Origin of the sequence: Pseudomonas ovata, from assembly GCF_003131185.1 — a bacterium.
Classification (GTDB): domain Bacteria; phylum Pseudomonadota; class Gammaproteobacteria; order Pseudomonadales; family Pseudomonadaceae; genus Aquipseudomonas; species Aquipseudomonas ovata.
This window is the reverse complement of sequence record NZ_QFFU01000021.1, coordinates 40794-61516: the sequence shown is the minus strand read 5'-3', so window position 1 is coordinate 61516 and position 20723 is coordinate 40794. Positions and strand designations below refer to the sequence as shown.

At 63.9% G+C, this 20723-nt stretch carries 12 protein-coding genes; 6 read left to right on the top strand and 6 right to left on the bottom strand.

The window, feature by feature from the left end; genetic code table 11:
• Positions 1 to 6: 6 nt before the first annotated feature.
• The gene (locus DGA31_RS22390; protein WP_109514024.1) at positions 7 to 5574 is read right to left on the bottom strand and encodes an NEL-type E3 ubiquitin ligase domain-containing protein; all 5568 of its coding nucleotides are present in this window, start codon (positions 5572 to 5574) and stop codon (positions 7 to 9) included.
• Between the two features lie 218 nt (positions 5575 to 5792).
• Here DGA31_RS22390 and hrpA point away from each other — a divergent pair, with 218 nt between their 5' ends.
• Together hrpA and DGA31_RS22380 are read left to right on the top strand one after the other, a co-directional pair.
• A complete protein-coding gene (gene hrpA / locus DGA31_RS22385; protein WP_109514023.1) occupies positions 5793 to 9704 on the top strand; it encodes an ATP-dependent RNA helicase HrpA in 3912 nt (1303 codons plus the stop codon).
• Between the two features lie 317 nt (positions 9705 to 10021).
• Positions 10022 to 11143 carry a beta-ketoacyl-ACP synthase III gene (locus DGA31_RS22380; protein WP_109514022.1) on the top strand — a complete coding sequence of 374 codons (1122 nt, stop codon included), beginning with the start codon at positions 10022 to 10024 and terminating at the stop codon, positions 11141 to 11143.
• A 126-nt stretch (positions 11144 to 11269) separates the two neighbouring features.
• Here the strand turns inward: DGA31_RS22380 and DGA31_RS22375 are convergent, their stop codons facing one another.
• Positions 11270 to 12547, bottom strand: coding sequence for a putative porin (locus DGA31_RS22375; protein ID WP_056835568.1), 1278 nt, complete (start codon positions 12545 to 12547; stop codon positions 11270 to 11272).
• 281 nt (positions 12548 to 12828) lie between these two features.
• On the opposite strand from DGA31_RS22375, the gene DGA31_RS22370 reads away from it, so the two are divergent.
• Complete coding sequence (locus DGA31_RS22370; protein ID WP_109514021.1) at positions 12829 to 13953, top strand: GNAT family N-acetyltransferase; 1125 nt, start codon at positions 12829 to 12831, stop codon at positions 13951 to 13953.
• 203 nt (positions 13954 to 14156) lie between these two features.
• On the opposite strand, the gene DGA31_RS22365 is transcribed toward DGA31_RS22370, so the two are convergent.
• The 4 genes from DGA31_RS22365 to DGA31_RS22350 all read right to left on the bottom strand — a co-directional run bounded on the left by DGA31_RS22365 (position 14157) and on the right by DGA31_RS22350 (position 18456).
• Positions 14157 to 15989: an ABC transporter ATP-binding protein gene (locus DGA31_RS22365; protein WP_109514020.1), complete on the bottom strand. Its 1833-nt coding sequence runs from the start codon at positions 15987 to 15989 to the stop codon at positions 14157 to 14159.
• A 79-nt stretch (positions 15990 to 16068) separates the two neighbouring features.
• The gene (locus DGA31_RS22360; protein WP_109514019.1) at positions 16069 to 16632 is read right to left on the bottom strand and encodes a peptidylprolyl isomerase; all 564 of its coding nucleotides are present in this window, start codon (positions 16630 to 16632) and stop codon (positions 16069 to 16071) included.
• A gap of 94 nt (positions 16633 to 16726) precedes the next feature.
• On the bottom strand, positions 16727 to 17518 hold the full coding sequence (locus tag DGA31_RS22355) for an alpha/beta fold hydrolase (protein ID WP_109514018.1): 792 nt from the start codon (positions 17516 to 17518) through the stop codon (positions 16727 to 16729).
• Positions 17519 to 17532: 14 nt separating this feature from the next.
• Positions 17533 to 18456: a LysR family transcriptional regulator gene (locus tag DGA31_RS22350; protein WP_056835580.1), complete on the bottom strand. Its 924-nt coding sequence runs from the start codon at positions 18454 to 18456 to the stop codon at positions 17533 to 17535.
• A 60-nt stretch (positions 18457 to 18516) separates the two neighbouring features.
• Here DGA31_RS22350 and DGA31_RS22345 point away from each other — a divergent pair, with 60 nt between their 5' ends.
• The 3 genes from DGA31_RS22345 (at position 18517) to DGA31_RS22335 (ending at position 20704) form a co-directional block, all read left to right on the top strand.
• Entirely contained in the window at positions 18517 to 18840 is a 324-nt protein-coding gene (locus DGA31_RS22345) for a hypothetical protein (protein ID WP_056835582.1), read from the top strand.
• Positions 18841 to 18956: 116 nt separating this feature from the next.
• On the top strand, positions 18957 to 19556 hold the full coding sequence (locus tag DGA31_RS22340) for an FMN-dependent NADH-azoreductase (protein WP_056835584.1): 600 nt from the start codon (positions 18957 to 18959) through the stop codon (positions 19554 to 19556).
• Positions 19557 to 19828: 272 nt separating this feature from the next.
• Positions 19829 to 20704, top strand: coding sequence for a carboxylate/amino acid/amine transporter (locus DGA31_RS22335; RefSeq protein WP_056835586.1), 876 nt, complete (start codon positions 19829 to 19831; stop codon positions 20702 to 20704).
• Positions 20705 to 20723 lie beyond the last annotated feature (19 nt).

Genomic DNA, 20723 nt, shown 5'->3' with positions numbered 1-20723 from the left:
GGCCGGTCAGGGCCTGGGCGCCGCCTCGCGGTTGGTCAGCGCCTTGATCAGCACCTGCTGGTCATGCTCATGCTGGCGCTGCAAATCCTGAGCGCCCTGTCCGAAGGCCGGGTCATTGAGGCTTTCGACCGTTTCAGTCAGCACCATCAGGCTGTCGCGGTAGCCTTGCTCCAGGTGTTCGAAGCGCTCGGCGTAGTGCTCGCGCAGCCAGTCGGTCCAGAATCGCTGGCTGGCGGCAAACTGCAGGAACGCGTCGCCTTGCTCGCCGGCCATGACTTGCGCCAGAGCGCTGTCCAGCTCGCCCGGACGCAGCTCGGCGTGCACCTGATACAGCATATGCTGCGGGGGCACCGGCAGTTCCAGCCGTTGTGCCCAACGCAGGCGATAAGCCAGGCGCACTTCGGCCTCATCACGATCACCTGCCTGTGCACGGGCTATATCGTCCAGTGCCTGCAGGCGATACAGCCGGCGAGCCAGTTGCAGCAGCGGTGCGCTGCCAGGGTTGCCAGGCAGGTCGCGCAGCGCCTGGCCGGTGAAGACCATCACCTCCATCTGGTTGAACTCCAGGATGACGCCATCCGGGCATGTCTCGTCATGGCTGAGCAGACGCAGTGGCTCCTCGGCCATTGCATCGAGGGTGGCCCGCAGTGCCGGGTCCTGGTCGGCCGCGTCCAGCACACGCCAGACGCGGTCGATCAGTTGGGTACGACTGCCGGGCTTGCGGTAGTCGGCGGTATGACGCAACTGGCCGACCATGTCCAGCAACTGGCGGCTGTCGGGGTGGCCGGCCAGCCGTTCCCAGGTCGCTGCGCGCACCGTGGCGATGGCGCTGTCCTCGCCTTGCCAGGGCCCGACCACCGGCGGCTCTGGGTCACGCGCCCTGGCCGCGCCATGGCGATGACCGGAGCCGTCAGATTCCGACCCGGAATCGGAATCGGAGTCATGCGGTTCGTGCCAGGAAATACTGCGGATGTCCTCCGACACGTCCATCAGGAACGAATAGGTGCGGTTATAGGCTTCCGAGACATGGGCACGCAGCATGTGCTCCTGGGACAGCGGGTTGCCCAGCAGGTTGATATCGCAGTGTTGATGATCGCTGCGTGGATTGGCCAGCAAGCTTTCAGGAATGTCCTGCAACCGGTTGTTGCTCAGGATCAGGGCCTCCAGTGGATCAGGCAGCAGATCCAGGATCCATTGCGGCCAGTGTTGCAGGTCGGTATTGCGCAGCGACAGCCAGCGCAGGCAACCGGTACGCAGGCCCGATACATCATGAATCTCGCCCAGCCGGTTGCCATCCAGTTCCAGCATTTCCAGTGCGGGCAGGCGGGCCAGGAAATCCACGGTCGACTGGTCTACGTTCAGGCCCTGGTCGATCAGGCCCAGCGTGTTGAGTTCGCGCAGCTCACTCAGGGCGCGAGGCAATTGCACCAAGGGCGTGACATGCCCGTTGAGCTGGAACATCGACAGCCGCGGAAAACGCCTGATCAGTTCGTCCAGTTGCTCGACGGTGGCATTGACCTGGTTGAGGTGCAATGCCCGCACACGGCTGCCCATGAAGGCCGGCAGGCGGCGAGGAAAGTCCGCCAGGTCGATCGACTCCAGCACCAGCGGGTCTAGGTCGGTGCCCAGCGAATAGGCATGCCAGTAGTCAAGCAGTGCCTCGCCAATGCGCTGGCGATCTGCAATGCGCTGCGCGTTCAATGGTCTGTTCGAGCTGGAAGCGCCTACCCAGCCCTCGATGGCCTCGACCAGGGCGTGGCGCTCTTCGAGCATTCTGTCCAGGTTTGGCTGCATTGAGGAGGGCATGTCCAGGGTGAAACGCAACGACATATCGCCCGCCTGTTCGCCCAGCCAGGCGCACAGCCGTGTGCCTTCGGACAGCGGGTTGCCACGCAGGTCGATATGGCTGCGATGCAGCAGGGCCGGCGCATTGTCCAGCACGGCCTGCGGCAAGGTGCTGATCTGATTGTGAGCCAGTGATAGCTCACGGACCCGGGCCGGAACCAACTGATCGAGCCAGGCGGGCCAGCGATCCAGGCCGGTCCGCTCCAGCACCAGTCGGTCGACGTGCAGCCAGCTCAGGTCCAGCGACTGGAACGGGCTGAAACGGTTGCCGGACAGGTCCAGGCTGCGCAGGTGGGGCAGGCCTTGCAGGACATCCAGCTGCGCCTGGCTGAGCAACATGCCCTGATGGGGCAGGCCCAGTTCGGTCAGTTGCGGCAGGCTGCGCACCACCCGCTCCAGCAGGTCGGGAAAGCGTGACTGCAAACCGCTCGGCAGCGGGTTCTGGAGCATGGCGAGTGACTGCACGTTCGAGAACTGACGCAAGAAGCGCTCGAGCACCTCGCCGCTGGCCGTCGAGGTCTGCATGGCAGAACCGGCGGCATGAGCCGTCACGTTTTCAAGCCTCATGCGCGTGACTCGCTCGAAGAAGAACGCCGGCAGGTGCGCCGGAAAATCTTCCAGGGCCTGCGTGTGCAAGACCAGCAGGTAAGGGCTGCGTTGCAGTTCGGGCAGACTGTTCATGCGCCAGTGGGTCCAGATCTCTTCGGCCATGCGCGTCCGGCTTTGCAGGCGCGCCGTATCCGCCTCGAGCCCGACAATGGCAGCGCTCTGTTCGCTCCACCGCGCCAGGCTGGCGCGCAAGGCCATCTGTTCGTCCAGCAGGGTGTTGAGGCGGGCGTCGATCTGCGCATGATCCAGGCCCAGCTTGAGCAACTGTTCATAAAGGTCTTCGGGGTAGAAGTCTTCAAATTCCAGCAGACGAATCTTGTCCACCAGGCTTTCGCGGGTGAAGGCCCAATCCGGATGACCCCGGCCGCTCAGGGGATAACCGATACGGCCATCGGCCAGGCGCATGGGCGAGCGAAAGCCAGGCTTGACCGGCTGCATGCCCAATGCGCTACGCGCCTGACGGCGCGGCAGCGGCCGTTGGCGAATCAAGGCCTGCAGGTCGGCACCCTGACTGACATGCGCCACCCCCAGTGCCTGGCGCTGGGCATCGGGCAAGGCGTGCAGGATGGCGGCGAACAGAGTGTCCCGACCGTCCAGGTGCAGGTTGTCGGCATCGCGGGGTTCATAACCGTCCGGGTATCTGACCAGCACCTTGCGAACAGGCGCTGTCTCGGCGCCGATGCTATCGCTCAAAGGGCCATGGAAATGCCCGTCGCGCACCTCCAGGCGTACATTGGCCGACCAGCCGGGCAAGTATTCCAGGCTGTGCAGCGCCAGCCTGTCGGTATCAGGGTTGGCCGCCACGCTCAGATACAGACCTTCATAGGCCCGGGCCAGGCGTACCTGTTGACGATAAAGGCGTGCTTCTTCGGCCAGGCGCAGGGGCACGCCTGCGCCATCGATCAGGTGCGCGCGTTCCCCGGCGCTGGCCTGGGCCAGGATTTCCTCGGCCACAGGTTTCGGCAGCGGCGCCGGCAACTGCGCTTGCAAGGCCTGCACCGCAACATCGTCAGTGGTTTGCAGGGCCAGGTAGCGGCGCTGGAACCGCTCGCCATCATTGGCCAGTGCATGCGCGAGCCGGAACCGCTCGGCTGTGTCTGCCAGCAGGGCCGGTGGTCGCTGATGATCGTTTAACGCCTGGCGCAGCACCGAGTCGGGCAGGTCGCAGGTGGTAAGGATGTCGCGCATCAAGGCATCGGGATAAGTCTGGGCGTCATACCCCAGTCGACGTACCAGTGTCAGGCCCTGCATCTGCCCCGGCTGGTCGAGTTCATGCAGCCAGGCCCGGTCACCGTTGTGGCGCAGCGCCGGCCGGTAACCCCCGGCCTTGTGCGGATGCTCCAGCACATGCCCCAGGCCGCCGGCGCCTGGCTGCACCGAATAGTGCTGGCCATCGAGCACCAGCCAGCGCTTGCCCTGGTAGGGCACCAGGCCCGACGCATCCGGCGTCAGCCCGGCCGGCAGCACGATGTCGTGGGCAAAGGGCGTCAGGTCCGGCTTCCACAGGCGGGTACGGCCGTCGGGCAGGGTCACCGGCCTGAGCGGTCGCATCGGCTCCGGTGCCTCGATCGCGGGCAGTCGGCCGCCCTCGGCCAGGGCGCTGCCCAGTGCGGCGGTCATGGCCAGGTTTTCAATCACATCCACCAGATAGCCCAGTGCCTGGTCCTGCTCGCCCCGGGTCCAGCTTTCGATGCCTTCAAACACCTCATAGCCCAACTGGGCGGCGGTGGCCGCCAGCATGATCTCGCCCAGCACCGGCACGGCGAAGGCCGCGACATTCAGGGTATTGAGGGCAAGATCGCGCCACCAGGCCAGGCGTTCGTCGACACTGCGCAGGTCCTGATCGGCGGTGGGCACGCCCTGCACGCGGGCATTGTCCTTGATGAAGGCCAGCTTGCGCTTATACAACGTTTCGAACAGCGGTCCGCTCAGGCGGCTTTCGCTCAGGTGCAGGCGCGCCTGCGGGTCGGCAAATTGTTCCAGCCATTGCTGATGATTGCCGTCGGCCCGCATCACTGATGGATAAAGGTGGCGATGCAGGGTGTCAACGATGCGGCTGCGGTGCCGGGCCGGAATGAAACGGCTGAAAAAGTCTGCATAGTCTTGGCTCAGCAGGCGTTGGCGTAGCGCATCATGAAAGGCCGCGGTCGATGGGTAGCCCCTGAGTGGCATCACCGGGTCGTCGGGTATATAGACCAGCACCGGTTCGACCGTGTTGGCCAGGTCGCGGTCCTTGCCGATCAGCAAGATCCCGTCGAGCTCGACGTCCCACAGCCGCAAGGTGCTGCAAACCAGGAGCTGGCCATCGAGGCTGGCCGCCGGCAGGTCTTGCACAAGGGCCAGCACGGCCTGGTAGGTGTCGGCATCGACACGTCGCTGCAGCCGCGCGATGTGCAGTTCCAGCAGCAGCGTCGACCGCGTGAACGCCTGCAGGTCTTCGGCACCTTGCGCGGTGAACACCTGATCGATGTGCGCCTGGTACTGGCCGCCCAGATCCAGCAGGCGCGCCAGGGCGGCAAACTCATGGGCGGCAATGGCCACCGGCGTGCCGCTGACGGTCGGCCCCAGGACCTGGTAGCTGTCGAACACCCGGGCCTTGAGTGCAGCGCTTTCATCCATGGCCCCAGGCTCGGTGTCGGCGACCTGAAAGTTCTGCAAGGCAGCGTCCAGCAACGGTCGAATGGCCGCCTTCAATGCCCTGTTGGCCTCGATCAGCGGGTCCTTGGCCGCGCCCATGAACGAGGTGTCGGTGCGGGCATGGCTGGCATGCAGTAGATGGGTCGTGCGTACATCGACTTCCAGGCCAAAGCGCGCCTTGATGCCGTTGACCAGACGCGGCTCGGCAAACCCCTGCAAGGTGCCCAGCCGCTCCAGCAGGGGGGCAATGCGCTGTTGCAGGTCGTGGTGCCGTGCCGATTGTGCCTGCAGTCGCTCGACGACCTCGGGCAATGCCGTGCGCCCGGCTGCCAGCCAGGGCAAATCCATGGCCCGGCGACTGGCCAGGCGCAAGGCGGCGTGGGTGCTGGCCGGCGCCTGGCGCAGCCATTGCGGCACATGCGGATCGATCAGGTGTTGATGAAGGGCCGGCAGGGTATCGGCGGCAGGAACAGTCATGTCCATATGAAAAAAAGCCTCGTGGCGATTGAAAAGGCCGCGAAGCTTACCGGCGCGATACGGGCTTGCAGGCACTAACTATCTACCCGGCAGCGACGGCGAAAACGGGATTGAATCGGTGTGGGCGTACGCCCTGTGTCCGGGAACGCGTGGGGTTCTCCCCGAACCCTGCACAAATCTGCGACAATCCGGCCTTGTCCTTTCGACCTGACCTTGCGTACCTGATGACCGCCGAATCGCCCTCTATCGACCTGTTGCTGAAAAACCTCGACCACGCCATGAGCGGCGACCGTCATAAATTGCGCCGCCAGTTGCATGAGCTGCGCAAGAAACCTGACGAAGCCAAGCTGGCGTCGTGGCTTGAACGCTTCCAGGCATCGTGTGCAAAGGTCGAGGCGCGGCGCCTGAGTGTGCCGACCATCCGCTACGACGATCACCTGCCGATTGCCGCCAAGCGCGACGAGATCAAGGCCGCCTTGCTCAAGCACCAGGTGCTGATCATTGCCGGCGAGACCGGCTCGGGCAAGACCACCCAGCTGCCCAAGATCTGCCTGGAAATCGGTCGCGGCCAGTACGGCCTGATCGGCCACACCCAGCCACGGCGGATTGCGGCGCGCAGCGTGGCCAGCCGGGTCGCCGAAGAACTGGCCACGCCCCTGGGAGCACTGGTCGGCTATCAGGTTCGGTTCGAGGACCAGAGCGGCGATAACACGCTGATCAAGCTGATGACTGACGGCATTCTGCTGGCCGAGACCCAGAACGATCGCTTCCTGGAGCGCTACGACACCCTGATCGTTGACGAGGCCCACGAACGCAGCCTGAACATCGACTTTCTGCTCGGCTACCTCAAGACCCTGTTGCCGCGCCGTCCGGACCTGAAGGTCATCATCACCTCGGCGACCATTGACCTGCAGCGTTTCTCCGAGCATTTCAATGACGCGCCGATCATCGAAGTGTCGGGCCGTACCTTCCCGGTCGAGACCCTGTACCGCCCGCTGGCCAGCGAGCAGGACGAGGAGGGCAACAGCGTCGAGGAAGACCTCACCGTCGACCAGGCGATTTTGGCCACCCTCGATGAACTGGCGGCCATGGAGCGCAGCGAAGGCAAGCTGCCGGGCGATGTGCTGGTGTTTTTGCCTGGCGAGCGCGAGATTCGCGACGCCGCCGAGGTGCTGCGCAAGGCCCAGCTGCGGCACACCGAGATCCTGCCGTTGTATGCACGCCTGTCGCCGGCCGAGCAGCAGCGCATTTTCCAGTCGCACCCCGGACGCCGCGTGGTGCTGGCCACCAACGTCGCCGAAACCTCGCTGACCGTGCCGGGCATTCGCTACGTGATCGACACCGGCACCGCGCGCATCAGCCGCTACAGCTACCGTGCCAAGGTCCAGCGCCTGCCCATCGAGGCGGTGTCCCAGGCCAGCGCCAACCAGCGCAAGGGGCGCTGTGGCCGGGTCGAGCCGGGCATCTGCATCCGCCTGTACAGCGAAGAGGATTTTCTCGGACGCCCGGAATTCACCGACCCCGAGATCCTGCGCACCAACCTGGCGGCGGTCATCCTGCAGATGCTGCACCTGCGCCTGGGGGATATCAGCGACTTCCCGTTCATCGAGCCGCCGGACGGCAAGGCCATCAGCGACGGCTTCAACCTGTTGCAGGAGCTGTCGGCGGTCACCCGTGAAAACCAGTTGACCCCGCTGGGTCGCCAGCTGGCGCGCCTGCCGGTGGACCCGCGCATGGGCCGCATGCTGCTGGAGGCTGCACAGCAAGGCAGCCTGCAGGAAGTGCTGATCATCGCCAGTGCGCTGTCGGTGCAGGATGTGCGCGAGCGTCCGCCCGAGCGTCAGCAGGCGGCCGACCAGGCGCATGCACAATGGAAGGACGCCGACTCGGATTTTGCCGGGCTGGTGAACCTCTGGCGCGGGTTCGAAGAGCAGCGCCAGGCGCTGACTTCAAGCCCGTTGCGCAACTGGTGCCGGCGTAACTTTCTCAATTACCTGCGCCTGCGCGAATGGCGCGATGCGCACCGGCAACTGAGCCTGATCTGCCGCGAACTGAAGCTGCCGGTCAATGCGGAACCGGCCGACTATGGCAAATTCCACAAGGCGATTTTGTCCGGCCTGCTCAGCCAGGTCGGCCAGAAGACCGAAGAAGGCGACTATCTGGGCGCCCGCCAGCGCCGTTTCTGGGTGCATCCCTCTTCTGGGCTGGGGCGCAAGCGTCCGCAGTGGGTGATGGCTGCCGAACTGGTCGAGACCACCAAGCTGTATGCGCGCATGGTGGCCAAGATCGACGTCGACTGGATCGAGCCGTTGGCCGGGCACTTGATCAAGAAGAATCACTTCGAACCGCACTGGGAGAAAAAGCGTGGCCAGGTCGTGGCCTTCGAGCAGATCACCCTGTACGGGCTGATCATCGTCGGTCGTCGTCCGGTGCACTATGGCCCGGTGGACCCGGTGGTTTCGCGCGAGATGTTCATCCGCGAAGGCCTGGTGCGCGGCGATATCCTGTCGCGGGCCAAATGCCTGAGTGCCAACACACGCCTGCTTGAAGAACTCGATGAGCTGGAAGCCAAGGCCCGGCGCCGCGACATCCTGGCCGACGAAGAAACCCTGTACGGCTTTTATGACGCACGGCTGCCGGCCGAGGTGCATCAGACTGCAACCTTCGACAGCTGGTACCGGGTGCACAGCCAGAAAGACCCGCAACTGTTGATCATGCGCGAAGAAGACGTGCTGGCCCGCGAGGCCAGCGAAGTCACCGCTGCACAATACCCCGACACCTTGCGCCTGGGTGAACTGACCCTGCCGCTGACCTATCACTTCGAGCCCAACCACCCGCGCGATGGCGTGACCTTGCGGGTGCCGGCGCCGCTGTTGCAGTCGCTGCCGGCCGAGCGCCTGGAGTGGCTGGTGCCGGGCCTGCTGGAAACCAAGTGCATTGCGCTGGTGCGCAACCTGCCCAAGGCCACCCGCAAGAACTTCGTGCCGGTGCCGGACTTTGTCCGCGCCGCCCTGCAGCGCATCACCTTTGCCGAGGGCTCGCTGCCCCAGGCACTGGGCCGTGAACTGTTGCGCATGACCGGCGCACGGGTCACGGACGAGGCCTGGAGCGAGGCCGCGGCCGAGCTTGAAGGGCACCTGAAAATGAACCTGGAGGTGGTCGACGGCAACGGCAAGTTCCTGGGTGAAGGCCGCGACCTGGACGCGCTGACCGCCCGCTTTGCCGAAGCCGGGCAAGCCGCGCTGGCCATGCCGCACAGCGCCAAGGGGCAGCAGCCGGTGGAGGCCAAGGGCTTTGCGCCCGTGGCGCAGCAGACCCAGCAGAAAATCGCCGGACTGTCGCTGACCGTCTACCCGGCGCTGGTCGAGGAAGGCGGTACGGTCAAGGAAGGACGTTTCCCGACCCAGGCCGAAGCCGAGTACCAGCACCGCCGCGCCTTGCAGCGCCTGCTGTTGCAGCAACTGGCCGACACCGCGAAATTCTTGCGCGGCAAGTTGCCGGGGCAGACCGAGCTGGCGCTGTTGTACCGTGACCTGGGCCGGGTCGATGCACTGATCGAAGATATTCTGCTGGCCAGCCTGGACAGCTGTGTGCTCGAAGGCGAAGACACGCTGCCGCGCGATGGCGCCGGGCTGTTGTCGCTGGCCGAGCGCAAGCGCGGCGAATGGGCCGAGCATGCCGAGCGCCTGGCGCGCCTGGCCCTGGACATTCTCAAGCTGTGGCATGGCCTGCAAAAGAGCTTCAAGGGCAAGATCGACCTGGCCCGCGCCGTGGCCCTCAACGACATCAAGGGGCAATTGGGCAAGCTGGTGTACCCGGGCTTTGTGCGCGAAACGCCGGGGCAGTGGCTCAAGGAACTGCCGCGTTACCTCAAGGCCGTGGAGCTGCGCCTGGAAAAACTGCCCGGCCAGTTGCAGAAGGACCGGGTCTGGAGCATTGAGCTGGGCGAGCTGTGGGCGCAATACCAGGCCCGCGCTGCCAAGCACGCCCAGGAAGGCAAGCGCGACCCGGAACTGGTGACCTGGCGCTGGTGGCTTGAAGAGTACCGCGTCTCGCTGTTCGCCCAACAACTGGGTACCCGCATGCCGGTGTCCGACAAGCGGCTGAGCAAGCAGTGGAGTCAGGTGCAAGGCTGACAGTACCGACACTGCGGCTGTCCTTGGAGACTGCAATGCGGTCTCTGGATTGTGCCTCACCCGTAGGAGCGCGCTTGCCCGCGACCGAGTGCGTAGCAGTCGTAAAATTTCAGCGTTTCACAAATTTTTCGGTCATTCGCTGCAGATTTTCGGCGTTTTGGAGATTTTGCGAGCGCTGCGCACTCGGTCGCGGGCAAGCGCGCTCCTACAGCACGCGGGTGTGTTCGGGCTGCGATAGCACCCGCTTGCGGCGATATGTCAAACTTTGCGCCTTGCCTGGCCTATAGGCCCCTACCTTCAAGAAGAGAGAAACGACCGTGCACAACGTCGTCATCAGCGGCACCGGCCTTTATACCCCGGCCCAGAGCATCTCCAACGAAGAGCTGGTGCAGTCCTTCAATGACTGGGTCGCACAGTTCAACCACGAAAACGCCGCGGCCATCGAGCGTGGCGAGGTTCAGGCGCAGGCCGCGTCCGATGCTGCTTTCATCGAGAAGGCGTCCGGCATCAAGAGCCGCTTCGTGATGGACAAGCAAGGCATCCTCGACCCGCAGCGCATGAAGCCGTCGCTGCCCGAGCGCAGCAACGACGAGCGCTCGATCCTCTGCGAAATGGGCGTGGCCGCCGCCGAGCAGGCCCTGCTGCGTGCCGGCAAGACCGCCGCCGACATCGACGGCGTGATCGTGGCCTGCTCCAACCTGCAGCGCGCGTACCCGGCCATCTCGATCGAGATCCAGGCAGCATTGGGCATCCAGGGCTACGGCTTCGACATGAACGTGGCCTGTTCGTCGGCCACCTTCGGCATCCAGACCGCCTGCAACAGCGTGCAACTGGGCCAGGCCCGTGCCGTGCTGGTGATCAACCCGGAGATCTGCACCGCTCACCTGAACTTCCGCGACCGCGACAGCCATTTCATCTTTGGCGATGCCGCCACTGCCGTGGTGGTCGAACGGGCCGACCTGGCGACATCGGCACATCAGTTCGAGATTCTCGGCACGCGCTTGTCGACGCAATTCTCCAATAACATCCGCAATAATTTCGGCTTCCTCAACCGCACCGCTGATCAAGGCGTCGATGCGCAGGACAAGCTGTTCGTGCAGGAAGGCCGCAAGGTGTTCCGTGAGGTATGCCCGATGGTCGCCGAACTGGTGGGCAGCCATCTGCAGGACAGCGGCTTGAACGTCAGCGACGTGCAACGCTTCTGGCTGCACCAGGCCAACCTGAGCATGAACCACCTGATCGTCAAGAAATTGCTGGGCCGCGAAGCGACGCTCGATGAAGCGCCGGTGATCCTCGACACCTATGCCAACACCAGTTCGGCAGGCTCGGTGATCGCGTTTCACAAGTACCAGGATGACCTGCCAGCTGGCGCACTGGGTGTGCTCAGCTCGTTCGGTGCCGGGTATTCGATTGGTTGTGTGATTCTGCGCAAGCGCTGATCCACAGACCCTAAAAGCAGGCCCACGAAAAAGAGCCTGCCGGTATCGCCGGATGATGGGGAGCGATACCTGCAAGCTCTTTTCTTGAAGCGGACGCTGAGCGGGTCAGCGTCCTTGTAGCGCCGCTTAGAACTTGACCTCGGCATCCAGTTGCAGGATGTCGACGTCCTTGTTGCGACCGGCACGGCTGGCAAAGTCGGCTTCGGCCATCAGGTAGGTCGCGCCCAGGGCGAAGTTCTTGTCGATTTCATAACCGACTTTGAACTTGTGGCCACGGGAACCTGTGGTGCCGTTGGCGAAGTCCGAATCGGTGAAGGCACCGACCACGGCGTTACGCTGCACGTCGCGGTAGTTGTAGTCCAGGCTGAACCCGAACGCCTTGGTCTTGGCACCGGCCAGCCAGGCGGTGTCGTGGCCGTCGGTGGACTCATCGTTGACCACGTACTGACCATAAAAGGCCAGTGGCACGGCCAGGCCGGTCAGGTCGATCTGGCCAAAACCTTCGTACAGGCGGAACTCGGTGGTGGTGTTGCCGTTGACCGACAGGGCGCAAGGGGTGGTGCTGGCGGTGGCGCCGCAGGTGCTGTCCTTGTCGTTGTCGTAACCGTAGACGCTACCGCCCAGGGTCACTTTCAGGTCGTCGATCGGCGCGAAACGTGCGCCCACCTGGCCGGCGTACAGGCGCAGGTCATTCTTGAATTCCACGCCGTTGCCGTCGACGTTGTCCTTGAGCGTGTAGTGACCGGCGCTGGCGAACAGCTCGGTCTTGCCGGCCAGTGGCAGCTTGTAGGCCAGGGCCAGACCTTCCGGGTTGATGTCGCTGTCCCAGATCACGTCGCCCATGCTGACCCACGGCTGGTTCATCTTGCCGCCGATGAGCGACAGGCCCTTGATGGCGGTCGGGTGGTAGTCGATGTAGGCCAGGTCCAGCCAGATCGATTTCTTCGAGAAATAGCCGTCCAGGTCCTGGTTGGTGGAGCGTGCGTCGTTGCCGCCACCGGTGGCGATACGGATGCCGCTGTCGACCTGCGGGTTGATTTCGGTGTAGGCACCCAGGCGTGCACGAACGCGCTGGCGATCCTTGTCACGGCCACCGTTGTCGGCTTCGCCGTCGATGTCGATGTTTTCCTGGCGGATACGCACATCGCCCTTGATCTGGGTCTTGGCTGCCCAGGCGACTTTTTTCTCGAAATCGCTCTGCGTCGACGACTTGGTGGCAGCGGCAGCTTGCTGCTCCTTGGCCAGGTCGGCTTGCAGTTCGGCATGTTGAGCTGTGCTGATCGAGCCGTTGGCCTTGAGCATGTCGAGCAGTTTGGCATCGACTGCGGCGCTGGCCGGTACGCTCATGGCCAGTGCGAAGCCGCCACACAGGGCTGCTGCAGTACGAATGGAAACAGGACGCATAATTCTCTCCAAGATGAGTACGCAGGTTCGTGTCGACCCGCTGAACATCCCTGACGGGATAACTGCAAGAGGGGTATGTAACCCCCGGTTCTAAAAACAGGCGCCAGTATTGCTGCCAGTCATTACAAAAAAGTGGCAATGTAATGGCGTGTCCGTGACAATCCTGTTTCATCTTGAAGGCTCAAGAAGCTTGAGATAGAGCGGTCGGCCCATTGGGGTGGTGTATAAACCTGACTGATCGGTGATACTCGGGCCTGCCTGACCACCGGGGGAGAAGCTGAATGTCCGTGCAAGTCGTCGACAGCCTGAGCGCCGTGACGGCCGTCCAGTGGGACGCGCTGTTACCCGATGCCCAACCGTTTTTGCGCCATGCTTTTCTCAGCGCACTGGAAGACAGCGCCAGCCTGGGGCCGCGTTCGGGCTGGCGGGCCGAACATGTGCTGAATATCGAGCAGGGCGAGTTGATTGCCGCCTTGCCGGCGTACCGCAAGGGCCACTCGTATGGCGAATACGTGTTCGACCATGCCTGGGCCGATGCCTGTCGCCGGGCCGGCATTGCCTATTACCCCAAGCTGCTGGTGGCCGTGCCCTTCAGCCCGGTCAGCGGTGCGCGGGTGCTGGCGCGCACCCCGGAGGCCGGCCTGGCGCTGCTGGAGGGTTTGCCGAACTACCTGCTCAGTCAGGGCCTGTCCAGCGCCCATGTGAACTTCACCGATTCGCACGCCGACGCCCTGCTGGCCGAACAGCCTGGCTGGCTGCAGCGCTATGGCTGCCAGTACCACTGGCATAACCGCGGTTACCGGGACTTCCAGGACTTTCTCGAGGCCTTGAGTTCGCGCAAGCGCAAGCAGATGCGCAAGGAGCGCGAGCAGGTGGCCGGGCAGGGCATCGAGTTCGATTGGCTCGACGGAGCGCAGATGAGTGAGGTGCTCTGGGATTTCGTCTATGCCTGCTACAGCAACACCTATGAAATTCGCGGCCAGGCGCCGTACCTGACCCGTGAGTTCTTCAGCTTGCTGGGCGAGCGCATGCCCGAGGCGATCCGCGTGGTCATTGCCCGCCAGGGCAGCCGCCCGGTGGCAATGGCTTTCAGCCTGGTAGGCGGCGGCAGTTTTTATGGGCGTTATTGGGGCTGCCTGGCCGAGTACGACCGGCTGCACTTCGAAACCTGTTTCTACCAGGGCATGGACTACGCCATCGCCCACGGCCTGCAACGCTTCGACGCCGGCGCCCAGGGTGAGCACAAGCTGATTCGCGGTTTCGAGCCGCAGATCACCCATTCCTGGCACTACCTGCTGCACCCGGGGCTCAAGGACGCCGTGGCGGACTTTCTCGAACAGGAGCGGGTGGGCGTGCTGGCCTATGCCGACGAAGCGCGGGGGGCATTGCCGTATCGGCAGGCTTGACCCAGCGGGTATCCTCAAGCGTGTCCATGCCCACTCAGTGAAAGAGGCCGGCGCTCCGGTTGCCTGCGACAGGGCCCGTCAGGCCATTGCAGGTGCAGTGCCTGTGAGACCGCCATCGCCGGCAAGCCGCCTCCCACCGGTTCAGTGGTGAGGCGTCCGTTTGCGTTTACCTTGCGGCAGGTTGGCGCAGATAGCCCAGCGTATCAATCCACCCCCACAAACCCGCCGGTCTGGTGCTGCCACAGCCGTGCATACAGCCCGCCGTGGGCCAGCAGTTCGCTGTGGCTGCCCATTTCGACGATGCGGCCCTTGTCCAGCACCACCAGCCGGTCCATGCGCGCGATGGTCGACAGGCGGTGGGCGATGGCGATCACGGTCTTGCCTTGCATGAGGGTCTCCAGGCTTTCCTGAATCGCGGCCTCGACCTCCGAGTCCAGCGCCGAGGTGGCCTCGTCCATGATCAGGATCGGCGCATCCTTGAGCAGCACCCGGGTGATCGCGATGCGCTGGCGCTGGCCGCCGGACAGCTTGACCCCGCGTTCGCCCACATGCGCATCAAAGCCGGTACGGCCCTCGGCATCCGACAGCAACGGGATGAACTCATCGGCCTTGGCACGGTGCACTGCTTCCCACAGCTGCGCCTCACTGGCGCCGGGGTTGCCATACAGCAGGTTGTCACGGATCGAGCGGTGCAGCAGCGAGGTGTCCTGGGTGATCATGCCGATCTGCGCGCGCAGGCTTTCCTGGGTGACGCCGGCCACATCCTGGCCGTCGATCAGGATGCGCCCGCCCTGCACGTCGTACAGGCGCAGCAGCAGGTTGACCAGGGTCGACTTGCCGGCCCCGGACGGGCCGATCAGGCCGATCTTCTCGCCGGGGCGAATGTCGAGGTCCAGGTGCTGGATGATGCCCCGGTCATTGCCGTAGTGAAAATTCACCTTGTCGAACGTCACGCCGCCCTGGGTGATGGCCAGTGCCTGGGCGTCGGGCCGGTCGGTGACCGCCACGGGCTGGGCGATGCTCTGCAGGCCGTCCTGCACGGTGCCGATGTTTTCAAAGATGCCGTTGACCACCCACATGATCCAGCCCGACATGTTGACGATGCGGATCACCAGGCCCGTGGCCAGGGCAATGGCACCCATCGAAATCAGCGACTGGGTCCACAGCCACAGCGCAAGGCCCGTGGTGCCGACGATCAGCAGGCCGTTCATGCTGGTGACCACCACATCCATGGCCGTCACCACACGCCCGGCCAGTTGGGTCTTCTCGGTCTGCTCGGTGATGGCCTCGCGGGCGTACTGCTGTTCATGGTTGGTATGGGCGAACAGCTTGAGGGTGATGATGTTGGTGTAGCCGTCGACGATGCGCCCCATCAGCCGCGAGCGCGCATCGGAGGCGTCCACCGAGCGTTGCTTGACCCGTGGCACGAAGTACATGAGCGTCAGGATATAAGCACCGATCCACGCCACCAGCGGGATCACCAGCCGCCAGTCGGCCTCGGCGAACAGCACCAGGGCGCTGACCGAATAGATCAGCACATGCCACAGGGCATCCATCGCCTGCACGGCCGACTCACGCAGCGAATTGCCGGTCTGCATGATGCGCTGGGCAATGCGTCCGGCAAAATCGCTCTGGAAAAAGTTGAGGCTCTGCTTGAGCACATAGCGGTGGCTCTGCCAGCGAATCAGGCTGGTCATGCCGGGGGCGATGGTCTGGTGCACCAGCAGGTCGTGCAGGCCGACGAAGATCGGGCGCAGCAGCAGGGTGACCACCACCATCCAGATCAGCTCGGTTTTATGCGTGCTGAAAAACTCGGCTGGCGGGGTGACTTGCGCCAGGTCGATGATGCGGCTCAGGTAGCTAAACAGCGCGACCTCGATCAGCGCCACGATCAGGCCGACCACCATCAAGGCCACAAAGCAGGGCCACACCTGGCGCAGGTAATGCAGATAGAAGGGCAGGACCCGATTGGGCGGTGCAGCACCGGGCGCGTCGCGGAAAATGTCGATCAACCGCTCGAAACGACGAAAAAGCATGCGTATGACGCTCTTGCAGGGGGTGGGAAAGGTTCCCGTCGGCCAGCCCGGCGAAGGCCGCAAGGCTGGCCGGCCCCGATCAGTCCACGCGTTTGGCGGACTTGATCAGGATCGGGTCGACAGGCACGTTCTGCATGCCTTTCTGGGTCTTGGTGCTGGCATTGACGATCTGGTCGACCACGTCCATGCCCTTGGTCACCTTGCCGAACACGGCGTAACCGTAGTCACGCACGCCGTTGTCGAGCATGGCGTTGTCGTTGGTGTTGATGAAGAACTGGCTGGTGGCCGAGTTCACCGCCGAGGTGCGGGCCATGGCAATGGTGCCGCGCGCGTTCTTCAGGCCGTTGGCGGCTTCGTTCTTGATCGCATCCTTGGTGGGCTTCTGGTCCATGTTCTGGGTAAAACCGCCGCCCTGGACCATGAAGCCCGGGATCACGCGGTGGAAGATCGTGTTCTTGTAGAACCCGCTGTCGACATAGCCGAGAAAATTCTGGGTGCTGATCGGCGCCTTGTCATCGGCCAGTTCCAGTTCGATCTGGCCGAAGCTGGTGTCGAGCACGACATGCGTGCCCTTGGCAGGCTCGGCGGCCATCAGGTGGGCCGAGAACAACAGGGTGCTGGCAAGGGCGAGGGTCTTGAACATGGGGCAGTGAATCCTTCAGTGGTGGTATCGACTGGCCGGCAAGCAAATCACGTTTGGCCCGGCTTGCCCAGCCCGATGCAGTCGACGGGCTGTGTCAGACCCTGTGTGCGGCGATGAATTCAAGTACGGTGCGGTTGAAGGCTTCGGGCTGGTCCAGCGGGGTGGCATGCCGGGAGTGGTCGATGACCACCAGGCGCGCATCAGACATCAGTTTCACGTAGGCCTGCTTGACCGCCACCGGGGTGTAGTCGCGGTCGGCACTGATCACCAGCACCGGGCAGGTGATGCGTGACAGCCGCTCCTGCACGCCCCAGCCGACAATGGCATCGAAACTGGCGAGGTACGCGCGTTTGTCATTACGCGCCCAGCGCTCGGCGATCTTGCGCCGCAGGTCGGCCTGCCCGGGTTGCGGAAACAATAATTTGCCCAGGGCCTGCCCCAGGGTCTGCATGCTCATGACCCGGGCCAGGCTCCAGCGCTTGAACCATTGCCACACATCGTTGGCGCCACGCACCTTGACCTGCGGCCCGCTGTTGACGATGCACAGGCTCTTGAGCAGGTGCGGTTGATCGACCGCCAGTTGAAAGCCGACCATGGCGCCCATCGACAGGCCGACCAGGTGCACCGGTCCCAGGTGCAGGTGGTCGATCAGCGCTTCGACATCGGCGCTGAACATCCGCATGCTGTAGCGCTCGCGCGGTTTGTCCGAGCGGCCATGGCCGCGCAGGTCCAGGGTGATGACCCGGTAGCCGGCGGCCCTGAACGCCGGGACCTGGTATTCCCAATCCAGGCCGCTGGAGCCCAGACCGTGCAGCAGCAACAGCGGGGCGCCCTGGCCATAGTCTTCGTAGTGCAGCGAACAGCCGTCATGTTCGAAAAAAGCCATGCGTCCATCTCCTGTCAGGCTTGCGGTGGTGCCGCAAACGGCGCGGCCAGCGGCGCGGTGTCGAAGGTGCGGATCAGTTCGATCAGGATCTGCGTCGCCGGGCCCAGTGGTTTGTCCTTGCTGGAGTAAAGATAGAAGGTCGGGCTGCGGGTGCCGCCTTTATCGAGCGGCAAGGGCTTGAGCACCCCTTCGCGCAGCTCGCGTTCGATCATGTGCCGGGGCAGCCAGGCAAAGCCCAGGCCGCTGCTGACGAAGGTGGCAGCAGTGCCCAGGCTGCCCACGGTCCAGCGCTGCTCGGCGCCCAGCCAGCCGACATCCTTGGGTTGCTGGCGGCCCGAATCGCGGATCACCACCTGCAACTGCGACTCCAGGTCCTGGAAGGTCAGTTCGCGGTTGGCCTGATGCAGGGCATGCTCGGGGTGGGCCACGGCGACGAACTCCACCGGGCTCATTTCCGTGCCCAGGTGCCCGGCAATGCTGAAACTGCTGATCGCCAGGTCGGCCACGCCTTCAAGCAGCACTTCCTCGACGCCGGACAGCACCTCCTCGCGCAGACGTACCCGGCAACCACGGCTCTGCGGCATGAAAGCGGTCAGCGCACGGACAATGCGCGCGGTGGGGTAGGCGGCGTCCACCACCAGGCGCACCTCGGCCTCCCAGCCCTGTTCCATGTAATGGGCCAGGTCTTCGAGCTGGCTGGCCTGCTTGACCAGTTGCCGCGAGCGGCGCAGCAACACCCCGCCGGCGTCGGTGAGCACCGCCTTGCGACCGTCGATGCGCAACAGCGGCACGCCGAGTTGCTCCTGCATGCGCGCCACGGTGTAGCTCACCGATGACTGCGAGCGGTGCATGGCTTCGGCGGCCTGGGCAAAACCACCGTGGTCGACCACCGCTTGCAGGGTGCGCCATTGATCGAGGGTGACACGGGGGGCTTTCATCGACGCAATCTCCGGGAGTGTCTATCGTCCAGTTCAGACATCTCGCCTGGAGACTGCCCGATGAACCGATTCTGTTGTATATGGCTGGCGCTGTTGCCGGTCACCGCCCTGGCGTACCCGATCGAGGTGCAGAAAAGCACACCGGGTGTGCAGATCGACTACACCCGCCACGCCACCTTTGACGACACCGGTACGATCACCCTGAACAACTACGGCCAGGTCGATGCGCGCTGCACGGTGCAATTCAATAACGGCCCGGAAGCGCCACGCACCCGACGGGTGCAGGTCAAGGCCGGGCAAAGCGTGAATGTGGTGTCAAAGTTTTCCCGCAGCATCATCAAGCTGCGGGTCAGGCTGGACTGTGAGCCGGCTGCAGAAGGGTAGATCAATAGAACGGATTGTTCGATAGGTTTGAGCCGGTTTTTAAGCTTTTTTATCGATCAATCCCTGCTTAAGATCCACTCCATCAACTCGACACTTATGCAAATGGAGCCCTTCACATGTCCCGTGTACTGATCATCGAAAGCAGCGCCCGCCAACAGGATTCGGTGTCCCGCCAGCTGACCCGGCAGTTCATCGAGCAGTGGAAGGCCAGCCATCCAGCCGACGCCATCACCGTGCGCGACCTGGCCGTTAACCCGGTTCCGCACCTGGACGCCACCCTGCTGGGCGGCTGGATGAAGCCTGAGGATCAACGCAGCGACACTGAACAGGCCGCCCTGGAGCGCTCCAATGTACTGACCGACGAACTGCTGGCCGCCGACGTCGTGGTCCTGGCCGCACCCATGTACAACTTCGCCATCCCCAGCACCCTCAAGGCCTGGCTGGACCATGTGCTGCGGGCCGGCGTGACCTTCAAATACGGCGAGACCGGCCCGCAAGGCCTGCTGACCGACAAGCGCGCCTTTGTCCTTACCGCCCGCGGCGGCCTGTACACCGGCAGCAGCCTGGACCACCAGGAACCCTACCTGCGTCAGGTGCTGGGGTTCGTCGGCATCCATGACGTCACCTTCATCCATGCCGAAGGCCTGAACATGGGCGGCGAGTTCAGCGAAAAAGGCCTGAGCCAGGCCCTGGCCCGCGTGGCCGAAGTGGCGTGATGAATCCCTGATTGACCGCAACGACTTCCCTTTGGTACCTGTGCTCCTGGGTACGTGGCCCGATCGACCCCAGTGATGGTGGTTGCTCGGGCTTTTTCTTTTGAGGGGGGCTGCAGGTCTGGTTAGGCTTGATGGGCTTCAGCCGGGAATGGCGTTGTGCCCTTCGCGGTTGAAACCCCTCCTACAAGTCAGCAGGCCAAGGCCGAGGTGAGGTTTCATGGACAGCCTGTTGCCCAGCCGCTAAGGTCGCGTCCGTTCATCCGGGGGCAATCATGATCTATCTACTTATCGTCACGCTGATCCAGGCGTTTTCCTTCAGCCTGATCGGCGTCTACCTGGCCGGGCATGTCGACAGCTACATTGCCGTGCTGATCCGCGTGCTGCTGGCCGGGCTGGTGTTCATTCCGCTGACGCGCTGGCGCCAGGTGGAACCCGGTTTCATGCGCGGCATGCTGCTGATCGGCGCCTTGCAGTTTGGCATCACCTACGTGTGCCTGTACCTGAGCTTCCGGGTGCTGACGGTGCCGGAGGTGCTGCTGTTCACCATCCTGACGCCGCTGCACGTGACCCTGATCGAAGACGCGATGAATCGTCGCTTCAATCCCTGGGCATTACTGGCGGCGGCGGTGGCGGTGCTGGGGGCGGGGGTGATTCGCTACGACGGGCTGGACGGCGATTACCTGGGCGGCTTTTTGCTGCTGCAACTGGCCAACTTCACCTATGCGGCCGGGCAGGTGCTGTACAAGCATCTGGTAGCACGCTACCCCAGCGACCTGCCGCATTACCGGCGTTTCGGCTATTTCTATCTCGGGGCGTTGGCGGTGGTGCTGCCGGCGTGCCTGGCGTTCGGCAACTTCAGTCACCTGCCGGCTGCACCCCAGCAATGGTTGGTGCTGGTGTTTCTGGGCCTGTGTTCCACCGCGCTGGGGATGTACTGGTGGAACAAGGGCGCGTGCCTGGTGCACGGCGGCACCCTGGCGGTGATGAACAACCTGCATGTGCCGCTGGGGCTGCTGGTGAACCTGTTGATCTGGAACGGCCACGAGGACTACACCCGGCTGTTGATCGGCGGCACCGTCATTGTTGCGTCGGTGTGGATCAGCCGTCTGGGGATGCGCCGCGCGCCAGTGGCGTCGCGGCTGTCCTGATCAGGCAGGCGAGGGCAGA